The 21,780-nt window shown below is 68.5% G+C and carries 24 protein-coding genes; 6 read left to right on the top strand and 18 right to left on the bottom strand.

Going from position 1 to position 21,780, the window contains the following annotated elements; all coding sequences use genetic code 11:
* From JX552_RS06040 to eccCb, 9 genes are all read right to left on the bottom strand, one after another.
* Nucleotides 1-1,281, bottom strand: a complete 1,281-nt coding sequence (locus JX552_RS06040) for a hypothetical protein (protein ID WP_205876524.1) — start codon at nucleotides 1,279-1,281, stop codon at nucleotides 1-3.
* Nucleotides 1,282-1,283: 2 nt separating this feature from the next.
* Nucleotides 1,284-1,571, bottom strand: a complete 288-nt coding sequence (locus tag JX552_RS06035; protein WP_205876522.1) for a DUF7162 family protein — start codon at nucleotides 1,569-1,571, stop codon at nucleotides 1,284-1,286.
* 44 nt (nucleotides 1,572-1,615) lie between these two features.
* Nucleotides 1,616-2,953 (bottom strand): phosphoglucosamine mutase, encoded by a 1,338-nt coding sequence (gene glmM, locus JX552_RS06030; protein ID WP_205876521.1) that lies wholly within the window; start codon nucleotides 2,951-2,953, stop codon nucleotides 1,616-1,618.
* Between the two features lie 118 nt (nucleotides 2,954-3,071).
* A complete protein-coding gene (gene rpsI / locus JX552_RS06025; protein ID WP_205876520.1) occupies nucleotides 3,072-3,527 on the bottom strand; it encodes a 30S ribosomal protein S9 in 456 nt (151 codons plus the stop codon).
* The gene (rplM, locus tag JX552_RS06020; RefSeq protein ID WP_055579855.1) at nucleotides 3,524-3,967 is read right to left on the bottom strand and encodes a 50S ribosomal protein L13; all 444 of its coding nucleotides are present in this window, start codon (nucleotides 3,965-3,967) and stop codon (nucleotides 3,524-3,526) included. The genes rpsI and rplM overlap by 4 nt, the downstream gene beginning before the upstream one ends.
* A 167-nt stretch (nucleotides 3,968-4,134) precedes the next feature.
* Nucleotides 4,135-4,431, bottom strand: coding sequence for a WXG100 family type VII secretion target (locus JX552_RS06015; RefSeq protein WP_205876519.1), 297 nt, complete (start codon nucleotides 4,429-4,431; stop codon nucleotides 4,135-4,137).
* 14 nt (nucleotides 4,432-4,445) lie between these two features.
* Entirely contained in the window at nucleotides 4,446-4,772 is a 327-nt protein-coding gene (locus JX552_RS06010) for a WXG100 family type VII secretion target (protein WP_205876518.1), read from the bottom strand.
* Nucleotides 4,773-4,838: 66 nt separating this feature from the next.
* Nucleotides 4,839-6,017 carry a type VII secretion-associated protein gene (locus JX552_RS06005; protein ID WP_205876517.1) on the bottom strand — a complete coding sequence of 393 codons (1,179 nt, stop codon included), beginning with the start codon at nucleotides 6,015-6,017 and terminating at the stop codon, nucleotides 4,839-4,841.
* Nucleotides 6,014-9,547, bottom strand: coding sequence for a type VII secretion protein EccCb (gene eccCb / locus JX552_RS06000; RefSeq protein ID WP_241010894.1), 3,534 nt, complete (start codon nucleotides 9,545-9,547; stop codon nucleotides 6,014-6,016). The genes JX552_RS06005 and eccCb overlap by 4 nt, the downstream gene beginning before the upstream one ends.
* A gap of 114 nt (nucleotides 9,548-9,661) precedes the next feature.
* Between eccCb and eccD the strand changes: the two genes are divergently transcribed.
* Together eccD and mycP are read left to right on the top strand one after the other, a co-directional pair.
* The gene (eccD, locus tag JX552_RS05995) at nucleotides 9,662-10,984 is read left to right on the top strand and encodes a type VII secretion integral membrane protein EccD (RefSeq protein ID WP_205876516.1); all 1,323 of its coding nucleotides are present in this window, start codon (nucleotides 9,662-9,664) and stop codon (nucleotides 10,982-10,984) included.
* The gene (gene mycP, locus JX552_RS05990) at nucleotides 10,981-12,288 is read left to right on the top strand and encodes a type VII secretion-associated serine protease mycosin (RefSeq protein ID WP_205876515.1); all 1,308 of its coding nucleotides are present in this window, start codon (nucleotides 10,981-10,983) and stop codon (nucleotides 12,286-12,288) included. Before eccD ends, mycP begins: the two co-directional genes overlap by 4 nt.
* Here the strand turns inward: mycP and eccB are convergent.
* Complete coding sequence (gene eccB, locus JX552_RS05985; protein WP_205876514.1) at nucleotides 12,253-13,617, bottom strand: type VII secretion protein EccB; 1,365 nt, start codon at nucleotides 13,615-13,617, stop codon at nucleotides 12,253-12,255. The genes mycP and eccB overlap by 36 nt on opposite strands.
* A gap of 133 nt (nucleotides 13,618-13,750) precedes the next feature.
* Here eccB and JX552_RS05980 point away from each other — a divergent pair, with 133 nt between their 5' ends.
* Nucleotides 13,751-14,554: a cutinase family protein gene (locus JX552_RS05980; protein ID WP_205878266.1), complete on the top strand. Its 804-nt coding sequence runs from the start codon at nucleotides 13,751-13,753 to the stop codon at nucleotides 14,552-14,554.
* A 31-nt stretch (nucleotides 14,555-14,585) separates the two neighbouring features.
* A complete protein-coding gene (locus JX552_RS05975; protein ID WP_241010893.1) occupies nucleotides 14,586-15,224 on the top strand; it encodes a cutinase family protein in 639 nt (212 codons plus the stop codon).
* Here JX552_RS05975 and truA read toward each other — a convergent pair.
* From truA to infA, 8 genes are all read right to left on the bottom strand, one after another.
* Nucleotides 15,221-16,066: a tRNA pseudouridine(38-40) synthase TruA gene (truA, locus tag JX552_RS05970; RefSeq protein WP_205878265.1), complete on the bottom strand. Its 846-nt coding sequence runs from the start codon at nucleotides 16,064-16,066 to the stop codon at nucleotides 15,221-15,223. The genes JX552_RS05975 and truA overlap by 4 nt on opposite strands.
* Nucleotides 16,062-16,637: a 50S ribosomal protein L17 gene (rplQ, locus tag JX552_RS05965; protein ID WP_205876512.1), complete on the bottom strand. Its 576-nt coding sequence runs from the start codon at nucleotides 16,635-16,637 to the stop codon at nucleotides 16,062-16,064. Before rplQ ends, truA begins: the two co-directional genes overlap by 5 nt.
* Before the next feature lie 59 nt (nucleotides 16,638-16,696).
* Complete coding sequence (locus tag JX552_RS05960) at nucleotides 16,697-17,740, bottom strand: DNA-directed RNA polymerase subunit alpha (protein WP_205876511.1); 1,044 nt, start codon at nucleotides 17,738-17,740, stop codon at nucleotides 16,697-16,699.
* 86 nt (nucleotides 17,741-17,826) lie between these two features.
* Nucleotides 17,827-18,432: a 30S ribosomal protein S4 gene (gene rpsD, locus JX552_RS05955; RefSeq protein ID WP_065132779.1), complete on the bottom strand. Its 606-nt coding sequence runs from the start codon at nucleotides 18,430-18,432 to the stop codon at nucleotides 17,827-17,829.
* 18 nt (nucleotides 18,433-18,450) lie between these two features.
* Nucleotides 18,451-18,870, bottom strand: coding sequence for a 30S ribosomal protein S11 (gene rpsK / locus JX552_RS05950; protein ID WP_205876510.1), 420 nt, complete (start codon nucleotides 18,868-18,870; stop codon nucleotides 18,451-18,453).
* 6 nt (nucleotides 18,871-18,876) lie between these two features.
* Entirely contained in the window at nucleotides 18,877-19,251 is a 375-nt protein-coding gene (gene rpsM / locus JX552_RS05945) for a 30S ribosomal protein S13 (RefSeq protein ID WP_205876509.1), read from the bottom strand.
* 173 nt (nucleotides 19,252-19,424) lie between these two features.
* Nucleotides 19,425-19,538 carry a 50S ribosomal protein L36 gene (gene rpmJ / locus JX552_RS05940; protein ID WP_003879483.1) on the bottom strand — a complete coding sequence of 38 codons (114 nt, stop codon included), beginning with the start codon at nucleotides 19,536-19,538 and terminating at the stop codon, nucleotides 19,425-19,427.
* A 39-nt stretch (nucleotides 19,539-19,577) separates the two neighbouring features.
* Nucleotides 19,578-19,799, bottom strand: a complete 222-nt coding sequence (gene infA, locus JX552_RS05935; protein WP_003418601.1) for a translation initiation factor IF-1 — start codon at nucleotides 19,797-19,799, stop codon at nucleotides 19,578-19,580.
* Between the two features lie 250 nt (nucleotides 19,800-20,049).
* On the opposite strand from infA, the gene JX552_RS05930 reads away from it, so the two are divergent.
* Together JX552_RS05930 and JX552_RS05925 are read left to right on the top strand one after the other, a co-directional pair.
* Nucleotides 20,050-20,892 carry an LLM class F420-dependent oxidoreductase gene (locus JX552_RS05930; protein ID WP_205876508.1) on the top strand — a complete coding sequence of 281 codons (843 nt, stop codon included), beginning with the start codon at nucleotides 20,050-20,052 and terminating at the stop codon, nucleotides 20,890-20,892.
* 21 nt (nucleotides 20,893-20,913) lie between these two features.
* Entirely contained in the window at nucleotides 20,914-21,774 is an 861-nt protein-coding gene (locus JX552_RS05925) for an LLM class F420-dependent oxidoreductase (RefSeq protein ID WP_205876507.1), read from the top strand.
* The last annotated feature ends 6 nt before the right edge of the window (nucleotides 21,775-21,780 follow it).

Raw genomic sequence — 21,780 nt, 5'->3', positions numbered from 1 at the left:
TCACTGCCCCGCCTGCGGAAGCTCGTTCGGGGCGATCTCGCAGGGCGTCGATGACCCCGGCTTGGGCTTTGGCGCCTGGTCCGCGACCGGCGCCGGGGCCGGCGGTTCGGTCGCCGGCGGTACGGCGGGCGGCATCCCCGTCGCGGGCACCTCGGTTGCCGTTCTCGTGCCGCCGATCGGGCGCGAGGCATCCAGGTCCTCACCGCGCAGCTGTGCGGGCTCGAATTGCTTTGACTCGTCAGGTTTTCCGAGCAGAGCCGGGTCGTCGTCATCTTCGTCGTCGAACGCATCCTCGGCGGATTCGCCGGCAGCCGACCCGAGCAAGTCGGCCAGGCCCGCGACGATCCGGCCGGCAAGATCGCCGAGACCTCCGAGCCCGCCCGCGCCACCACCCCAACTCCCGACAGCGCCCGCGCCGCCGGGGTCCCCTGCCCACCCGGTGCCCGAGCTGGGCTGCGTCGCCGCCAGCCCCGGTGCCACCGCCGGCTGAGGCGTGTCTGGGCTCGCGGGGACCGACGCCGGCGTCGGCGCCACGGCCGGTGCCGTCGCTGGGGTCGGCGCAACGTGGGCCGCTACCGGCACCGACGGCCGCCCGAGGTGTCCGAATTCGCCGGGGCTTTCGAAGTAGGCGCGGGGAGCCGCGGCGAATCGGTCGACGACCATGTCGTACGCCGCCGCGACACCCCTTCGGGTCGACAGCATGGCGGTTTGGAAGTCATGACGAATGTCGTTGTCCACGAACGGCTTGATCTGCTGATCGACCACATCGCGGGCGGCCGTGTCGGTCGTGACAGCGGCGGCGGCGGCCAGCCAGGCCGGTCGTTGCACCACCGAGCGGTCGTCGATCGTGGTCGTGGTCGCCACCTTCGCGTCGACCAGATGCCACAAGTTGTCGCGCAGCGCCTCACAACGCTGCGCCGCCGCGCGCACCTCGGCGACCACCCCGTCGGCGATGTCGCAGTGGCGCCGCAGGAACGCGACCGCGGCCTCGGCGCCCGGTCCGGTCCATGCCGTCGTCAATACACTGAGCTGGTCACGCTGCAGGCCCAACGCTTCGGCGATCACCGATACCGCCGCACGCAACGCAGCACAGTCGGTGTCCAGGGCATGCAGGTCCAGCCCGTCCTCGCTGGCATACCAGTCCCGGATCGGCTCGGGATCGCCGGCAAGCTCCGGATGCCGGTAACCGATCTGCTGGCACGCGCCCAGGTAGCTCTGCATGTGCTCGACCGCCGGCATGCCTTCCGCCAGGCGACCCGCTACGTCCAACCGCTCCGCCATGATCAGGCGATCCGGGCCGCAGCGGACCACTCCGCGTCGGCGTAGCGATCGACGCCGGCACGCAGGGCGGCGGCGATCTCGACCGCGGCTTGCGACCACTGCGACAGCTCGGCGGCCAGGCGGTCCAGCTCGGCGCGCAAGCTGTCGCCGCTGACGGCGTACGCCCGCCCGGCCCGAGCGCCGTCAAAAATCAACCTAGACAGATGATTTGCCGCCGCGTGGCCGATCAGCTCCGCTGCGTCGTCGATCCGGTCAGCGATTACACGTACGTGCGCGCCGTCAAGTCTCATACCCCATTCGACGCGGGCAGCGGCATCGGGGTTCCACCCGCTTTTTAACCCGCGGCGCCGACGGCGTCGGCGACGGTGATGGCCAGCCGCTGCGCGATGTCCTGGTCGGCGGCCTCCACCATCACCCGGATGAGTGGCTCAGTTCCGGACGGGCGCAACAGGATTCGCCCAGTATCGCCGAGTTCGGCCTCGGCCTGCGCCACCGCGGTCTGCACCGAGGGCGCCACGGCGGCGGTGGCCTTGTCGGCGACCTCGACGTTAATCAGCACTTGCGGCAACGTCTGCATCGCCGCGGCGAGAGTGGCCAGCGACGAACCGGTCTGCACCATCCGGGTCATCAACCGCAGCCCGGTGACGATGCCGTCACCGGTGGACCCTAGCGCCGGCATCACGATGTGGCCGGATTGCTCGCCACCCAGGCTGTAGTCGCCGGCCCGCAGTTCTTCCAGGACGTAGCGATCGCCGACACCGGTCGTGTGCACCGTCACGCCGGCGGCACGCATGGCCAGGTGCAACCCAAGGTTGCTCATCACGGTTGCCACCAACGTATCGGATGCCAGTTCCCCAGCCTCCTTCATGGCCAGGGCCAGCACCACCATGATGGTGTCGCCGTCGACCAGTTCGCCGTTGGCATCGACAGCCAGGCAGCGGTCGGCGTCACCGTCGTGCGCGATTCCCAGGTCCGCCCGGTGGGCGATGACTGCAGCCCGCAGCGCGTCCAGGTGGGTGGAGCCGCAGCGTTCGTTGATGTTGAGGCCATTGGGTTCGGCGTTGATGGCGATGACGCGGGCACCGGCGGCGCGGTAGGCGCTCGGCGCCGCCGCGGAGGCCGCACCGTGGGCGCAGTCGACCACCACCGTCAGCCCGTCCAGCCGGCTGGTGCTGGCCTTGCCGACATGGCGCAGGTAGCGCTCCGCGGCATCCTCCGCGTCGAGCACCCGGCCGATTCCCGCGCCGACCGGGCGTAGGCCGGGCCCGGCTGCGACAAGGTTCTCGATCTGATCTTCGGTGTCGTCGTCGAGTTTGTGGCCCCCGGGGCCGAAGATCTTGATGCCGTTGTCGGGCATCGGGTTGTGCGACGCCGAGATCATCACGCCGAAGTCAGCGTCGTAAGCGCCGGTCAGATAGGCGACGGCGGGTGTCGGAAGCACCCCGACCCGCAACGCGTCCACGCCTTCACTGCTCAGGCCCGCGATCACCGCGGCCTCCAGCATTTCGCCGCTGGCCCGCGGGTCGCGACCGATCACCGCCACCCGACGGCCCGGGCCGGTGGAGCTGGCCAGGTGCCGTGCCGCAGCCGCGCCCAGCGCGAGCGCCAGTTCGGCGGTCAACTCGCGGTTGGCGACTCCACGAACGCCGTCGGTGCCGAATAGTCGACCCATGCGGACAAACCTCTCACAGATAGCGATAGTGCTCATACCCACTTTTGGCCGCGAGCGGGCGGACTAGCCGTGCGACACGCCGACCGACACCCGCTCGCAGCCAAAAAGTGGTGACTGATCAGCGCTTGCTGTACTGAGGCGCCTTGCGGGCCTTCTTCAGGCCGTACTTCTTGCGTTCGGTGGCACGCGGGTCACGGGTGAGGAAGCCCGCCTTCTTCAGCGCCGGCCGGTCCTCGGGGTTGGCCACGATCAAGGCCCGGGCGATGCCCAGCCGCAGCGCGCCGGCCTGGCCGGACGGGCCGCCGCCGTGCAGCAGCGCATAGATGTCGTAGCTGTCCAGCCGCTCGACGGTGACCAGGGGAGCCTTGATGAGCTGCTGGTGCACCTTGTTCGGGAAGTAGTCCTCCAGGCTGCGCCCGTTGAGGTCGAACTTGCCGGTGCCGGGCACCAGGCGCACCCGCACCACGGCTTCCTTGCGGCGGCCGACGGTCTGGATGGGGCGCTCGAACACGAACGACTCGCTCTCGACCACGGCTTCTGCCACTTCGGTGGTTTCCAGACTGGTCTCGGTCACTGCGCCACCTGCTTGATCTCGAACGGAACCGGCTGCTGAGCGGTGTGGGGGTGCTCCGGGCCCGCGTAGACGCGAAGCTTCTTCTGGATCTGCCGGCTCAGCTTGTTCTTGGGCAGCATGCCGACGATCGCCTTCTCCACCACGCGGTCGGGGTGCTTTTGCAGCAGCTCACCGATGCTCCGCTGACGCAGACCGCCGGGATAACCCGAGTGGTTGTAGGCCATCTTGCTCTGCAGCTTGTCGCCGCTGATGGCGACCTTTTCGGCGTTGATGACGATGACGAAGTCACCGCCGTCGACATTGGGCGCGAACGTGGGCTTGTGCTTGCCGCGCAGCAGCGTCGCCGCCGCTACGGCAAGGCGGCCAAGCACGACGTCCGTAGCGTCGATGACGTACCACGACCTCGTGGTGTCACCCGCCTTGGGCGCGTATGTGGGCACAGCGCTTACCTTCTCTTCTCTCGGGTGGATCCCGGTGCGAACCGGGGGCCGGTCAGGCGTTTGCGGTCGGGGCTGGTCTCGGCGACCGACAGTGACCCGAGGCCCCAATGCATTCCCGCACGCCAACGGAGCAGCTTACCGACGCGCATCCCCGCAGGTCAAAACGACTACCGGGACCAACTGCCCGCTGCCCGGCGATCGGCGCCGGCCACCTCGTCGGCGCCGTCGCGGACCGCGTGTCCCAACTGGACGAGGATCTCGTTGAGCGCGGTCGCACTCTGGTGCCATTTGAGCTGTTCGGCCTGGTAAGCGGCGGCCGCCTGACGGGTCCAGAGCTGCTGTAGCGGCGCGATTTGGGAGCGCAGTTCGTCAAGCGCCGCATTGAGGCGGGCGGCTGTGGTGTGAATCTCCTGGTGAACAGAGTGTTCGATGGCGTCGAAGTTGTACGACAGCGCCGGATCCATGACCCGCCTCCCCCTCAGAGATCTCCGCCGATGGCGGCGATGTGGTCGGCATGGGTCGCGACGGCCTCCCGCAGCGTGGCCTCGTTGTGGCGGATGGTTTCGGCGATGTCGTGCAGCACACGATGCAGCCGCGTCGACTCGGCGTTCCAGCGATCCACCACGTCTTTGAACCGCACCGCGGCAAGCCCGCCCCACACCGAGGGCGGCACGGCGCTGATGCGGCCGATGAACGCGTGCAACATCGCCCGGATCTCCTGGCCGCGGGCGTCGGTGGTGTCGGCGATGGACCTCATCAGGTCGAAGTCGGTGGCAAGGGTGTTGGTGGTTGCGGGCGAATTCATCTGTCTCCTGTCTCTCACCATGTTCGACCGCCGCAGGCGACGTTCGGTTCCATTGATTCGTGCGACTCACCCCACCGCGTGAGCGGTCCGCACGGCCTGTTCGCAGGCGTCCCGGACCGCGTCCTGAGCCGCGGGCCGGCTCTGGCATCCGATGCTGATTCGCAGCGACCCGTCGAGCAGCACCGTCCACCGCACCTCGTGAGCGGCCCGGACTTCCCGGTAGGTCACGGCCGGCCGGCCGGCGCCGGTGCCGGCGGGGTTGAAGTCGACGAAGATGCCGGCGGGCTCGGCGTCGATCGCGCGGCGCAACCGGTCGGCGGCGTCTGCCATCGTCTCGCCGGGCGTCGGTGTCTGGGTGATGTGCAATGCCACCTCGGGATCAGCCGGCGAGGTGACCTGCACCCGGGCCGAACCCGGTCCGGCGACGACCCGCTGGGGAAGCCAGCCGGCCGGGATCGTCAGTGCCAGGTTGCCCTCGACCAGAACCGTCGCCGGTTCCACCCGGGTTGCCGGTCGCGAATTCTCGGCGGTCATTGCGGCCAGCGCCACGGCCGCAGCGGTGATCGTGACGCCTGCGACCGTCAGCCGCGAGATCATCCGAGCGCTGGACCGCCGGCCCCGAACCGGTTCTTCGTCGCCATAGGGTACGGCCGCTCGGGCCAGTCGAGTCACCGCCGTGTCCTCGACGGTGGCGACGGGGTGCACGGTCGTGACCGCGTCGGCGATCGACCGTGCCAGCCGCGATGCCCCCGGGACCGCACCGGGGGCGTCGATCACCACACGACGCCGCGTCAGGCCGGCGATCACGCGGGCAACCTCGCCGACGAGGACCTCCTCGTCACCCAGTCGCGGGACGGCGACGACATCGCGCCCCGAGACGGCCACTAGCCGTTCGGCGATCTCCACCACGATCGCCGAATCCGGTTGGGCGAGCAGCCATGACCGTGCCCGCACGGCAGAGTCGTCGCCGGCCACCGTCCGCGCGGCCGTGGCGATCACCTCCACCCGGGCCGCCGACCACCACGACGGATGCACCACGAGCACACCGCGGTGCCCCGCGACCAACCCGCGCAACACCGCGCACCACAGCGTGTCGACGGCGACCGGCTGCTCGTCCACCAATGCCACCGGGTCGTCCACCGCATCCAGCGCCACCAGGCATCGTTCATCGTATTCTACTGTGGTGCAACACAATCGGTCCACAGAAACGGGTCCAGCCGCGACGACCGCGCGGTGTCCCGTCACGCGGGCGGACTCCACGCCACCTGCACCCGTTGCTCGACGCCCGGGCGGGTGATCAGGGTGCCTCGACCGGGCGGCAGCGGTACGGGCGACCCCGATCCGAGCAGCGGGCCCTCCTCCGCCCGGCCACTCATCATCAGCCCCATGCACCCCAGGTCGCGTAGCCCGGCGAGCAATGGCTCGAACAGTGCCCGTGCCGCGCCCCCGCTTCGTCGGGCGATGATCACGTGCATTCCGAGATCCATTGCATACGGCAGATATTCGAGCAGCGCCAACAGCGGGTTCGCGGCCGACGCGGTGGCCAGGTCGTAGTCGTCGACCACCAGATAGATCTCGGGCCCGGTCCACCACGATCGGGCTCGCAATTGGGCCTGGCTGACCGCCGCGCCGGGCATCCGCGCATTCAGCAGGCCGGTCAGCTCCGGCAGCGCCGCATCCAACGCCGCCGGCGACACGAGATATCCGCCGAGGTGTTCGGACGTGACGACATCGAGCAGGGTGCGCCGAAAGTCGACGAGGAACAGCCGGGCCTGCGCCGAGGTGTGGGTGCGGACAATCTCGCGGCACAGTGTCCGCAGCGTCGCGGTCTTGCCGCAGCCGTTGTCGCCGAGAATCAACAGATGCGGCTGCTGCCCGAAATCGACCGTGGCGGGCTGCAGTCGGCGCTCTTCGAGGCCGAGCACGATCCGGTTCTCGCGATCATCGATGACCGTGTGGTAATCGACGCGGCGGGGCAGCAGCGGGATCGGCGGCGCCGGGGGGCCGCCGCGGCGCAACTCGAGTCCCTCCCGCGCCGGCAGCGCGATCATCATGTGCAGGCCGTCGCCGCAGAGTCCGCGACCGGGACGGTCGGTCGGCACCAGGCGGGCCTGCCGACGATCGAGTTCGGAATCCGCGGGATCGCCGAGCCGCAACTCGATGCGGGTGCCCAGTTGATCCTTGAGCGCCGGCCTCATCTCGGCCCAGCGTGTCGCCGCGATCACGACATGCACGCCGTAGGAAAGCCCCCGGGCGGCAAGCGCGATGATCAAGTCGGCGACCGCGTCGAATTCCTCGCGCAGGCCTGCCCAGCCGTCCACGACGAGGAAGAGGTCGGGAAGGGACGCCACCGACCCGTGGTCGCGAAGGTGAACCTCGCGCGCGTGCACGGCCGACTCCACCTCAGCGGCCACGCGCCCGACGAGTTCCGGCTGAGTCCGGTCGGCGACCGCGCCGACGTGCGGCAGGTCATTCAGGGCGGATAGCCCGCCGCCGCCGAAGTCCAGGCAGTAGAACTGCACTTGCCCGGGCCCGTGGGTGGCGGCCAACGCGGTGATGAGGGTGCGCAGCGCCGTCGACTTGCCCGACCGGGGTGCCCCGACAATCGCGACGTTCCCGCCGGCACCGGACAGATCAACGGTCAGAGAGACGCGCGACTGGTCGTAGGGCTGGTCGACGACACCGATCGGCACGGCCAAAGGCGTTGGTGCTGCCTCGTTTACCAGCGCCCGGAGAGAGGGCGCCGCATGCAGCGGGGGCAACCAGACCTGATGGGCGGGCGGTCCCAGCCGCTCCAGCCGGTCCAAAACCGCCTGCAGAACGGACGGACCGCGTCCGGGCTGCGTCCTCTGTAGATCCCCGACGGTTACGGCCGTGAAGCGGCGTACCGCCGGGGCCACCGACCCGGTGGCCCCTCCGGCTTGCGACGGCCCGGACACGAAGGCGGCCTGGAAGCGAACCAGTTCCCCGGAGGCGATTCGCAGCAGCCCGGCTCCGGGGGTGCTTGGCAGCTCGTAGGCGTCCGCCGTGCCCAACACGGCGCGTGACTCGCCGGCGGACAGGGTCCTCAGACAGATCCGATAGGACAGGTGGGCTTCCAGACCACGCAGTCTCCCCTCGTCCAGGCGCTGACTGGCCAGCAACAAGTGCATTCCCAGGGATCGGCCGAGCCGCCCGATCGTGACGAAGGTCTCCGCGAAATCGGGATGCTGACTGAGTAATTCGGAGAACTCGTCGACGATGATGAACAACGCCGGCAGGGCCGCCGACCCTTGCGGGCGGGCTAGGTCGTATGCCTCGGCGCTGGAGAAGTTGCCTGCCGTGCGCAGCAGCTGCTGACGGCGGTTCATCTCGCCCGCCAACGCCTCCCGCATCCGCGCGACCAGGGGCGCCTCGTCGGCGAGGTTGGTGACGACCGCGGCCACGTGTGGGGCCCGGGCAAAGTCGAGAAATGTTGCGCCACCCTTGAAGTCGATCAGCAGCAGGTTGAGCACCGCCGGGGAGTTGCGCGCCATCATGCCCAGGGCGACGGTGCGCAGCAGCTCGGACTTTCCCGATCCGGTGGCCCCGACACAGAGGCCGTGCGGTCCGATGCCCTGCGCGGCCGCCTCTTTGATGTCGAGCTGCACGCGTTCGCCGTCGCAGGTGGTGCCGATCGGGACACAGAGGCGTTGCTGTCGGTCTTGGCGGTGCCACCACGTGACCGGATCGACGTCGGTGCCGAGCAAGCCGGCCGCGTCGTCGCGCCGCCGCGGCTGGCGATCGGCATGATTCGCCATTAGACGGGCACACACCACCGCGTCGCACCGGTCGAGGTAGTCGGGCGCTTCCGGCATGCCGCGCCGGCCGGAATGCCGGATGGTCAACGACGGCGCATCGCCGCCAACGCGGAGCACGGTCGCGCCGGCGATGGCGATATCGTCGTCGCCGGGCGCGTCGACGACGATCACCGCATGAGGCGACGCCGCCGTGGCCAGCGCATCGCGCGCCTCGGTCAACGTCGAGTACACCAATCTTGCGGCTCCGGCCAGATCGGTTGCGCTGGGATGTTGATTGTGCGGCAGCCACTTCAGCCAGTCCCACTCGGCGCGGTCCGCCACCGCACCGATGATCAGCAGCTGGGTCGGAGAACGTGAGATCGCCAGCTGGCAGACCATGGCACGAAGCAATCCACGCACCCTGCCGCTCTCGCCGTCGACAGTCAGTGTCTGTGCGGGGCGCAGCACGAGCGTGACCGGCGCCTCGGGAAGCGCCGAATATGTTCGCACGAAACGATTCAACGCGCCGACGGTGACGGGATCACACCGACGCGGTGCGGCTGCAGCCACCAGTTGAGGTTCGAGCGCGACACTGCCCACACCGACCCTGACCCGGCACGGTTCTGTCGCGGCGGAGGGTCCCGGCCACATGCGCGTGCCGCCGATCAACGTCCACAGCGTGTCCGGCTCCGGGTAGGCGGCGATCAGTGAGGCACGTTGCGCGGCAGCGACTTCAGCGACCTGCTCGCGCACTCCGCGCAGATACTCGAGGTACTCGTCACGGTCACCGCAGACCACCGTGCCCCGGCGACGACCCCGCCCGACCGTCAACGCCAGCGACGCCAGCATCATCGCGGGAACCACCAGCACGGCGGAGTTGCGGGCCGCCGACGAGCCGTTGAGGAACACCGCACCGGTGACGCCCACGGTCACCACGGCCATCACGACCGGGAGCATCCCCGCGCCCGACGATGTCGATCGCGGCGGCTCGGGCGGGGCCTCGACTTCGATGACCACAATTCGGCGACGCTAAGCCGAACTGGGCCTCGACGCACTTCAGCTGTGGACAACCGAAAATCCACTGTGGACAACCGAAACCGACCCGGTAACGCGCCGACTACCGTGGCGAAGGTGCCTGCTTACGAACCGGGCTTGCGCCGCGTCACGGTGCACGCCGACAGCACCTCCGTCGACCTGACGTTGCCCGCCAATATCGCTGTAGGGGAGCTAATTCCGTCGATTGTCGGTATCGTGGGGGGTGCCGCACCGGGGGCGCGCTACCACCTGGCGCGGCTGGGAGCCTCCGCCTTGCCGAACTCGACGACGCTCGGGCACAACGGTGTTCGTGACGGCGCCGAGCTCGTGTTGAGTCGACAATCTCCGGCACCCGCTACCGTGCGCTACGACGACGAGGCCGACGCGGTGTCCGCGGCGCTGGGCCGCCCTGCACGGTCCTGGCAACCAAAGACGGCTGTGCTGGGCGCCGTGTGTTTCACCATCGCAGCCGCGCTGGCATTGATTCGCTATGCAGCCGGTGCCGTCCCACACGCCGACGTCGCGGTCGCGACGGCGGGTACGGCCACGGTCATCGCTGTGACGACGATGGTGGCGATACTCCCGATTCGCCGCGACCCGATGGCCTGCCTCACCGTCAGCCTCGTCGCCACGATGTCCGCGGCGGTCGCCGGTCTTCTCGCGGTTCCCGGCCCTCCCGGCGCTGTCAATGTGCTACTCGCCGCCATGGCGGCAGGCGTCACGGCGGTCCTCGCGATCCGTATAAGCCATTGCAACATCGTGATATTGGCAGCGACGGCGGTCGGCTCAACGATTGCCGCGGTGGCCGCGTTGGCCGGCGTCATCACCGGAGCGCCGACGCAGGCCGTCGCATCGGTGACCGCGTTCGTCTGCCTCGGACTGATCGAGGTGGCACCGCGGTGGTCGATCCGGTTGACCGGCCTGATGCCCGACATCGACCGGGACCACCCGCGGCCCGAGAGCCAACTGAACGCGAAAGCCCGGCACGCGCACACCGTGCTGACCAGTCTGCGCGGTGGATCCGCGGCGGCCGCCACGATCGCAGCCGGGATCGCCGCGCTCGCCACGCACCGCGCCATCGCGTCGGCCGCCGTCACCGCGGCCGTGCTGATCGTGCACGCCCGGACCGACAGCGCACGAGCACCGCTGTTCGCCTCCGCCGGAATCGCCACCCTCACAACCACATTGGTGATCTTGGCGATCGACCTTCCGCGGCAGGCGGCATGGGTCGCAGTGCTGGCATCAGCGGCGGCGGCCACCGCGATCTACCTGGGTTTTGTCGCGCCCGCGGTCGCGCCGGTCGGTCGCCGCGGCGTGCGCGCGCTGGGGTGCGTCGCACTCACCCTCGCCGCCCCGGTGACCTGCTGGACGTGTGGCGCGTTCGGCGCCGTTCGCGGCCTGAACCTGCTCCGCACATGAGCACTGCCCGTGCCGTGTGCCCGATCGTCGTCGCGGTGCTGCTGTCCCAGTGCACGACCCCGTCGGCCGGGGCGGTCACGCCTCCTGCGGTCGATGAGCGGTGGTTGCCGGCACCGGCATCACCCTCACCCGAGCAACGGACCGTGCAGCGTGAAACCTGCACCTTGGCAACCGCGGAACCCGGCGGCGACGAGGCACCGGCTCAGCTCGCGGGATTCGACCTACCGCAGATCTGGCAACTCACCCGCGGTGCCGGGCAACGCGTTGCCGTCATCGACACCGGCGTCCACCCCCACCCGCGCCTTAAGAAACTCCTGGCCGGTGGCGACTACGTGGGCACCGGCGACGGCACCCAGGACTGTGACGCGCACGGCACGCTGGTGGCCGGGATCATCGCCGCAACAACGGATTCGGCGTTCACCGGGATAGCCCCCGACGCCACGTTGATCAGCATCCGGCAATCCAGCTCCAAGTTCGCCCCCGCCGTCAGCAGCGCGGGCGCCGGCGTCGGGGACGTGGCGACACTGGCCAAAGCGGTGCGCACCGCCGCGGACCTGGGCGCCACCGTCATCAACATCTCGTCGGTCGCGTGCGCGCCGGCGGCCCAGGCCCCCGACGATCGGGCGCTCGGCGCCGCGCTGGCATATGCGGTCGAGGTGAAGAACGTCGTCGTGGTGGCGGCGGCCGGCAATACCGGGACGCAGTGCCCTCGCCAGCCGCCCGGCGTCACTCGCGACACCGTTGCGGCGGTGGTCAGCCCGGCATGGTACGACGACTACGTCCTCACCGTGGGTTCGGTCGATTCCCACGGTGTCGCGTCATCCTTCACGCTGGCCGGACCGTGGGTGGATGTCGCCGCGACGGGCGAGGGCGTGACATCGCTCAGCCCGGGCGGCGACGGGTTGGTGAACCGGGTCGGCGAGGGATCACCGATCTCCGGCACCAGCTACGCGGCCCCCGTCGTCAGCGGACTGGCCGCCCTGATCCGGGCCCGGTTCCCGGCGTTGACCGCTCGCCAGGTGATGCAGCGCATCGAAACCACCGCGCATCATCCGCCCCCGGGATGGGACTCATTGGTCGGCAACGGCGTCGTCGACGCACTCGCGGCAGTCAGCAACGAACTCCAGCCATCGGTCAACCCCGGCCCCCAGCCGCTGACTCTGCCGGCGCCGGCTGCGGGTTCGGCCCCGCGAAACCGGTCCCGCGTGCTCGTCGGCACGGCGATCTGTCTGGCAATCCTGCTGGCCGCGCTCGCGACGAGGCGCCGCTCAGGGTCCGCCCGCGATCGTGTCGCGAGCGACTGACGCCTTCTCCCGACTCAATTCCGGCCCGCACGGCAACGACGACAGCACCGGCCACGGCGCCGACGCCGGTGTCGCCGGCAGTCCGAGCAGGTGAGCCGCTTCGGCATCGTGGATCGGAAACCGCACCCCGGTGTCGGTCACCAGGTAACGCGTGTCCACCCGGGCGCCGTGCCCGGTCTGACTCTGCGTTGCCACGTAGGCGCTGTGGCCCGCCGTGATGGCGAAGGTGTCCACCGCCGGTCCACGCCCGTCGGCTTGCGCCAGGCGCACCGCCCCCGGGGCCGGCCCATGGGGATCCGTCAGAAATCCGACGTCGGGCGAGCCCGAGGAAGACGGCGCCCACACCGCACACCACGTCGAACCGCCGGCATCCGACGGCACCTGGTCGGGGATCCCCGCGAAGGCAACGGGGTCGACGTTGGGAGCCGCACGCAACAGGCCCGGCGCGATGGTGATGATCTCGCTCCCAGCATTGAAGCGGTACACGTCCGCCACAACCTGGCTTATTCGCTGCACCCCGGCGCTGAGCACAACGTAGTAATCCTCACCCGCGGCCCGTGTGATTCGCAGCACATCACCGACCCGGAATCCCGGCAGCCACGCCCCGACCGGCGCCCCCGCGCCGGAAATACGCGGAACCGCGACAGGTGGCGCCTCGGGAACCGCATTCAGCAAAGTGCGCGAGACGACATGGGGAACCCGGCCCTGCAACCTCAGCGCGCGAACGACGCCACGATCGGCGAGGTCGACCACCGCACGCCGCCCACGGTAAAGCAGGTATGCCGGAGCCCCGGCGCCGGCGGCCACCAACAGCGCCCGATCGGCACCGACGCGGCCAAGCGGCAACTCAGTCCCAAGCAGGACCGTTGTCTCACCGTCGCCGTCACACACCGTCCAGGCCGACTCCTGCGCCGGCAGCGGTGGCGCAATCAGTTGCGGTGCTCCTGGAATACCTAGCAGCGCGCCGTGTTTGGCATGGGCAATGGCAGACTCCGGCACCGGCAGCGGATCGGCGTCGGCCGCGGCGATCAACCGGGCCGACGCCAGGTTGAGCACCGGATGCCAGGTATCGCCCACTCTCACATACAGCGCCCCGGACGATACCCCCATGACGATCCGGGCATCGCCCAGATCGGGCCGAGGCCACAGCCGGCTCATCAACAGGCAACCGACCAAAGCGATCACCGTCAATAGACAGCCCGCCGCCAGCGCACCGCGCGGCACCGGCCCGGCCCAGTCGGGCGCCGCACCCAGCAACGCTCGCTCCATGCGCCGCAGCTGATAGCGGTAGCCGCTCGCGCGCAGCCACGTCGCCGTCTGCACCGGCACAACTCTCCCTGTCGTCACCCGATCCGCCCGCTACGGTAGGCGGCCCGGCGCCACCGCTCGAACGTTCATCCACAGCCACGCAGGTTTTGCCCCGCCGCCTCGCGGGTAAAATTTCGGCGTGAATCAGCACTTCATGCGCCTTGCCGGTCGGGCCGGCGTAGGCATCGCAGCCTTGTCCGCCGCCGTCCTGCCGGTCAGTGCCCTCAGCACCGCCCCGCCCGCATGGGCCGACGACTGCCCGGATGCCGAGGTGGTGTTCGCCCGGGGAACCAACGAGGCACCCGGCCTGGGTCGGGTCGGCGACGCATTCGTGGACTCGCTGCGTCAACAAACCAGCGGCCTGAGCATCGGGACCTACGGGGTGAACTACGCAGCCAGCAAGTTGCAGCTGCACGGTGGCGACGGGGCCAACGACGTGATTTCTCACGTCAAAGCCACGGTGTCCTCCTGCCCCAGCACAAAGATCGTGCTGGGCGGCTACTCGCAGGGCGCGTCGGTGATGGACATCGTGGCCGGCGTTCCGATCGGCGGCATCAGTTGGGGCAGTTCACTGCCGCCCGAGTACGTCAGCAACATCGCGGCAGTGGTCACTTTCGGCGACATCGCCGACCGGGCCGGCGGATCGCTGCCCACCAAGAGCACCCTGCTGGGCTCGAAAGCTGTCGATTACTGCAATCCGCAGGACCCGATCTGCCACGCCGGGGCCGGCAACGAATGGAGCGGGCACACCGAGGGCTATGTGCCGTTTTATACGACACAGGGAGCGGCCTTCGCCGCGTCCAAGATCATGAATGGCATCCCGCACATGCCCGGGCAGGTGCCCGTCCCGCTGGTCCCGCAGGTGCCGGGCACCGTCCCGCAGAACCCCGCGTTGGCGCCACAGGTGCCCGGGGCCACCTCCACCCCGGTGCAGCAGCCCGTCGTCCAGGTCCACTGACGCACGGTCAATAACGCCTAACATGGGGCGGATGAGAAGGGTCTTCCTGGGTCGGTTCGCGGCCGCCGCGCTCATGGCGGCCACATTCTTGCTTGCTGCTCCGCTGGCGCCTCCGGCGCACGCGGCCTGTCCGGGTGTCGAGGTGATCTTCGCCCGTGGCACCGGTGAGCCACCCGGCCTTGGCAGGGTGGGCAACGCCCTGGTCGGGTCGCTGCGCCAACAGACCGGCCGCAGCATCGGCGCCTACGGTGTGAACTATCCGGCCAACAAGGACTTTCTGGCCGCCACCGACGGCGCCAACGACGCCAGTGACCACGTCCAGCAGATGGCCAACAACTGCCCCGACACGCGGCTGGTACTCGGCGGCTACTCCCAGGGCGCCGCCGTCATCGACATCGTCACCGCGGCACCGCTGCCCGGCCTCGGTTTCACCGAGCCGTTGCCCTCGACGGCGGCCGATCACGTCTCGGCGGTCACCCTGTTCGGCAATCCGTCGGGCCGGGCCGGCGGGTTGTTGACCGCCCTGAGCCCACAATTCGGCGGCAAGATCCTCAACCTGTGCAACGAGGGTGACCCGATCTGCTCCGACGGCAACGTGTGGAAGGCGCACCTGGGCTACGTGCCCGGACTGACCAACGAGGCCGCGAACTTCGTCGCGGGCAAGCTCTAACGGGGCGTGCGGATATCGCGGGTGATGAGATTGCGCGCGGCAAGCTGGTCATCCGGCGGATAGTCCACTCCGATCAGGGTCAAACCCTGCGGCGGCGCCGCCGCGAAATCGCTGGATCGGCTTGTCGCATCCAGAAGTTCACGACACCACTGCGGTTCTCGCCGGTGTTCACCGACGGCCAGCAGGGCACCTACCAAGGACCGCACCATCGACCAACAGAAGGCGTCGGCGCTGACCTGCGCGCTGACCAGATCCCCGTCGCGCGTCCAGTCCAGCCGTTGCAACTCCCGGATGGTGGTGGCACCTTCGCGATGACGACAGAATGCGGCAAAGTTGTGCAATCCCAGTAATTCTCGCGATGCACTGATCATCGCGTCGATGTCCAGGGAGCGCGGCCATGCGGTCACGAAACGCGCCTGCTGCGGCACCACGCCGTACGGCGCCGTCGACAGCCGATAGACGTAGTGTCGGCGCAGTGCCGAGAACCGCGCGTCGAAGCCGGCAGGCGCACGGACGACGTCGATGACCCGAACGTCGGCAGGCAGGAACCTAGCCAGCCGTCGCACCAGAGCCAGGAATTCCGGGGCGCCGGCCCGCTCGCCCCGTGAATAAGCGTTCGGTAGGGCCTCCGCAGGGACATCGGCATGGGCCACCTGCGCGGTGGCGTGCACGCCGGCGTCGGTGCGTCCGGCCGCGCGCAACCGGACCGGCGCGCGGAACACGGTCGTCAGCGCCTCATCGAGTACGCCGGCGACCGTGCGCTGTCCCGCTTGCGCCGCCCAGCCCGCGAAATCGGTTCCGTCGTAAGCGATGTCGAGCCGCAGACGGACATCCCCACTAATTCTCGGGGTTCTCCGGGGTCTCGGCGGCCTCGTCGGCGGCGGTCTCGGTGGCCTCGGTCTCGGTGGTCTCGGCGGCCTCGGTGGCCTCCTCGGCTGTCGGGCCCTCGGCCGCCTCCGGCTCCACCGCCGCCTGCGGAGCGGCCGCAGCCGCCACCGGTGCCGCCTTCTTGGAGGACTGCACCCGGCGGGCCCGGTCAGCCTCCGAGGTCACCGTCTTTTCCCGCACCAGCTCGATCACGGCCATGGGGGCGTTGTCGCCCTTACGGTTCTCGACCTTGATGATGCGGGTATAGCCGCCGTCGCGGTCGGAGAAGAACGGGCCGATCTCCGCGAACAGGGTGTGTACCACATCCTTGTCCCGGATCTTCTTGAGCACCTCACGCCGGTTGTGCAGCGTGCCCTTCTTGGCGTGGGTGATCAGCTTCTCCGCGTACGGTCGCAACGCCCGCGCCTTGGGCTCGGTGGTCTTGATCCGGCCGTGCTCGAACAACGAGGTAGCCAGGTTGGCCAGAATCGCCTTCTGGTGCGAAGACGACCCGCCGAGGCGAGGTCCCTTGGTGGGCTTGGGCATGCGACTGTCTCCTATTTGGGGCCGGCCCCCGTATCAGGTAGGGCCGGGACGGACGTCTGTTAAAGCTGTTCGGTTTCGGCGTAGTCCTGGTCGTCGTAGGCACCCTCGGTGGACCAGGTGCCGGTGGCGACGTCGTAGCCGGCGACCTCGGACGGGTCGAAGCTCGGCGGGCTGTCCTTGAGCGACAGTCCGAGCTGGTGCAGTTTGACCTTCACCTCGTCGATGGACTTCTGCCCGAAGTTACGGATGTCGAGCAGGTCGGACTCGGTGCGGGAGACCAGCTCGCCGACCGTGTGTACGCCCTCGCGCTTGAGGCAGTTGTAGGAGCGGACTGTCAGGTCCAGGTCGTCGATGGGCAGCGCAAAGGAGGCGATGTGGTCCGCCTCGGCCGGCGACGGCCCGATCTCGATGCCCTCGGCCTCCACGTTGAGTTCGCGTGCCAGACCGAACAATTCGACCAGCGTCTTACCGGCCGAGGCCAGCGCGTCGCGGGGGGTGATCGAGCTCTTGGTCTCGACGTCCAGGATCAGCTTGTCGAAGTCGGTGCGCTGCTCGACACGGGTGGCGTCCACCTTATAGGTCACCTTGAGCACCGGGGAGTAGATGGAATCGACTGGGATGCGGCCGATTTCGGCACCCGAGGCCCGGTTCTGCACGGCCGGCACGTAACCGCGGCCGCGCTCAACGACGAGCTCGACCTCGAGCTTGCCCTTGTCGTTCAGGGTGGCGATGTGCATCGAGGGGTTGTGCACGGTGACGCCGGCGGGCGGCACGATGTCACCCGCAGTGACCTCACCCGGGCCCTGCTTGCGCAGGTACATGGTGACCGGCTCGTCCTCCTCGGAGGAGACCACCAAGCTCTTGAGGTTCAGGATGATGTCGGTGACATCTTCCTTGACGCCGGGCACGGTGGTGAACTCGTGCAGGACGCCGTCGATGCGAATGCTGGTGACGGCCGCGCCGGGGATCGACGACAGCAGCGTACGACGCAGCGAATTGCCAAGGGTGTAACCGAATCCCGGCTCCAGCGGTTCGATGACGAACTGGGACCGGTTGTCGGCGACGATGTCCTCGGACAGGGTGGGCCGCTGAGAGATCAGCATGGTGTTTCTTTTTCTCCTTCTCGGCACCCGCTATTTGATGCCGTTCAGTGTTCCGTTCCGGCGGATGCCGGCCCGGAAGCCTGGTGTTACTTCGAGTAGAACTCGACGATCAGCTGCTCGGTGAGCGGGACGTCGATCTGGGTGCGCTCGGGCAGCTGGTGGATCAGGATGCGTTGCCGCTCCCCGACCACCTGCAGCCAGCTCGGGATCGGGCGGTCGCCCGCGGTCTCCCGCGCGATCTGGAACGGCACCGTGTTCAGCGACTTATCCCGCACATCGATGATGTCGTACTGCGACACCCGGTAGCTGGGCACGTTGACGTGCACGCCGTTGACCGAGAAGTGCCCGTGGCTGACGAGCTGGCGGGCCATCCGGCGGGTACGCGCCAACCCGGCGCGGTACACGACGTTGTCCAGCCGGCTTTCCAGGATTCGCAGCAGTTCCTCACCGGTCTTGCCGGAATGGCGGACTGCCTCTTCGTAGTAGCGACGGAACTGCTTCTCCATCACGCCGTAGGTGAAGCGCGCCTTCTGCTTCTCCTGCAGCTGCTGGCGGTATTCGCTTTCCTTGACCCGGGCACGGCCGTGCTGGCCGGGCGGGTAGGGCCGCTTCTCGTACGACTGGTCGCCACCGACGAGGTCGGTACCCAGCCGGCGTGACTTGCGAGTGACGGGTCCGGTGTAACGAGCCATGGGTATGTCCTCCTAGACCTAGACGCGCCGACGCTTGGGCGGACGGCAGCCGTTGTGCGGCTGAGGGGTGACGTCAGAGATCGCGCCCACCTCCAGGCCGGCGGCCTGCAGCGACCGGATCGCGGTCTCGCGGCCCGAACCCGGGCCCTTGACGAACACGTCGACCTTGCGCACGCCGTGCTCCTGGGCCTTGCGGGCGGCGTTCTCGGCGGCCAGCTGGGCAGCGAACGGGGTGGACTTGCGGGAGCCCTTGAAGCCGACGTGACCCGACGAGGCCCAGGCGATGACATTGCCCTGCGGGTCGGTGATCGTCACGATCGTGTTGTTGAAGGTGCTCTTGATGTGGGCGGCGCCGTGCGGGATGTTCTTCTTTTCCCGCCTGCGGGTCTTCTGTCCCTTCTTGGCGGACGTTGCCTGCCCTTTTTTTCCTGGTGGCATCGGGTTCTACCTGGCCTTCTTCTTGCCTGCGATGGTGCGCTTGGGGCCTTTACGGGTCCGCGCATTGGTCTTGGTCCGCTGGCCGCGCACGGGCAGGCCGCGACGGTGCCGCAGACCCTGGTAGCAGCCGATTTCGATCTTGCGACGAATGTCGGCCTGCACCTCGCGGCGCAGGTCACCCTCGATCTTCAGGTTCGCTTCGATGTAGTCGCGCAGATGAGTCAGCTGGTCGTCGGTCAGGTCCTTAGTGCGCAGGTCCTTATCGATGCCGGTGGCCGCCAGAATCTCGTTCGAGCGGGTGCGGCCGATGCCGAAAATGTAAGTCAGCGCGATCTCCATCCGCTTGTCACGCGGCAGATCGACGCCTACTAGTCGAGCCATAGGTGGCGTTTCCTCTTTCTCAGCGGAGGTCTTTTCCCAGTCCGTTCCCGCACCCCGAATTGGGTCTCCCTCGAAGGGCTAGCGGGGCCCGGCCTCCGTCCGGGCGTGTCTGAGCGACGTATTCACTCAGTGGTGCTGGGAGGTCAGCATTCAGTTGTATTAGGGCGGCCTGGTCAGCCTTGCCGCTGCTTGTGGCGCGGGTCGGAGCAGATCACCATGACCCGTCCATGCCGACGGATCACCCTGCACTTGTCACAGATCGGCTTGACGCTCGGGTTCACCTTCACGGCAGTCTCGGTCCTGTTCTTTGGTCTCTGGGTGTTTCGTTACTTGTAGCGGTACACAATGCGGCCCCGGGAAAGGTCGTAAGGAGACAACTCCACCACCACCCGGTCCTCGGGCAGGATGCGGATGTAGTGCTGCCGCATCTTGCCGCTGATGTGGGCGAGCACCTTGTGGCCGTTTTCCAGCTCAATGCGAAACATCGCATTGGGCAGGGGCTCGACCACGCGGCCCTCGACCTCGATGGCACCGTCCTTCTTGGCCATTACTTTTCGGGGATCCTCTACTTTTCGTCCGTACCTGGTTTGGCGCAGCAGCCGTCCGAACTACAAAACGTGAGCCGATAATGGAAATTCCCGAAGGAAATTCAGACAGGGCACGCCAAGAGTCGGCACGGACGCCGCACCGTTGGTCCACGATACCCGCAGCCCGGCGTCCGACGCAAAAGCGCTCGGATCACGGCGGGAGTGGAACCGCAGAGGAATACGCCGCACCGTCGTGCCGGTTGGAGCGATCATGACCGCTTCTGCTGACAGCAAGCCCGATCTCGGCCGGTTCGGATCCTTCGGACGCGGCGTCACACCTGCCCAGGCGAAGGACATCGAAGCGCTCGGCTACGGGGCGGTCTGGGTGGGCGGGTCCCCGCCGGCCGAGCTCGATTGGGTGGAGCCGATCCTGGAAGCCACGACGACGCTGCAGGTGGCGACGGGCATCGTCAACATCTGGACCGCTCCGGCCAAGCCGGTCGCCGAATCGTTTCACCGTATTGACAAGGCCTACCCCGGCCGTTTCCTGCTCGGCATCGGCGTCGGCCATCGCGAGGTGGTCGACGAGTACCGCAAGCCGATAGACGCCCTCACCGACTATCTCGACCGACTCGACGACTACGGGGTCCCCGCCAACCGCCGGGTGGTGGCCGCGCTGGGGCCGCGAGTCCTCCAGCTCTCCGCGCAACGCAGCGCCGGCGCGCACCCGTATCTGACCACGCCGGAGCACACCGCCTCCGCGCGAGAGCTGATCGGCCCCTCGGCGTTCCTGGCCCCCGAACACAAGGTAGTGCTCACCACCGACCCCGATCGGGCCCGCTCTGTCGGGCGCAAAGCCCTCGACATCTATCTCAACCTCGCCAACTACCTGAACAACTGGAAGCGGCTGGGCTTCAGCGACGAGGATCTGGCCAAACCCGGCAGCGACCGGCTGGTCGATTCCGTGGTCGCCTACGGACCGACCGACGCCATCGCGGCACGGCTGCGCGAGCATCTCGACGCCGGAGCCGACCACGTGCCCGTGCAGGTGCTCACGCGCAGTCACGACCTGGTACCAGCGCTGGCCGAATTGGCCCAAGCGCTCGGGCTGTGAAAACGGGTATAGGAACCAGCGATGACTGAATCCGTTTCACTCAAGCCCGACCTGGGCAAGTTCGGCGTCTGGCTGGGAAGCCGCAGCATTGCCCCGGAGTTGGCCGCCGAGATCGAGTCGCTGGGATTTGGCGCCGCCTGGATTGGTGCCTCACCAGACGCCGAGTTGGAGTGGGTCGAACCCGCACTGGCGCAGACCAAGACGCTGCAGTTGGCGACCGGCATCGTGAACATCTGGAGTGCGCCGGCCGCTGAGGTCGCCAAGTCCTATCAGCGCATCGAAGAAGCGCATCCAGGCAGGTTCCTGCTGGGCGTCGGGGTGGGCCACCCCGAGCACACCGAGCAGTATCAGAAGCCCTACGACGCACTGGTGTCCTACCTCGACGGGCTGGACGGCGGGATGGTGCCGACCAGCCGCCGCGTCCTTGCCGCACTCGGGCCCCGGGTGTTGCGGCTGGCGGCCGAACGCAGCGCGGGCGCGCACCCGTACCTGACCACGCCCGAGCACACCGGCACCGCCCGCCACCTGCTGGGCAACACGGTGTTTCTGGCTCCCGAACACAAGGTCGTGCTCACTTCCGATGCCGCCGAAGCGCGTGCCGTCGGTCGCAAGTTCGTCGACTTCTATCTGGGCCTGAGCAACTACGTCAACAACTGGCTGCGTCTGGGATTCACCGACGAGGACGTGCGCAAGCCGGGTAGCGATCGGTTGATCGACGCCCTGGTCGCCTATGGCACCCCCGACGAGATCGCACGCCGCCTCAACGAGCACTTGGACGCCGGCGCCGACCACGTCGCTGTCCAGGTGCTGGGATCCTCGCGCCCGGAGAACCTGGTGCCCGAGCTCACCGAACTGGCAGGGGCGCTCGGCCTCACCGGTTAGGGTTTG

It is taken from the genome of Mycobacterium gordonae (assembly GCF_017086405.1).
Lineage (GTDB): Bacteria > Actinomycetota > Actinomycetes > Mycobacteriales > Mycobacteriaceae > Mycobacterium > Mycobacterium gordonae_D.
Note: the sequence above shows the minus strand (reverse complement) of the source record. Positions and strands in the feature narration are given on the sequence as shown.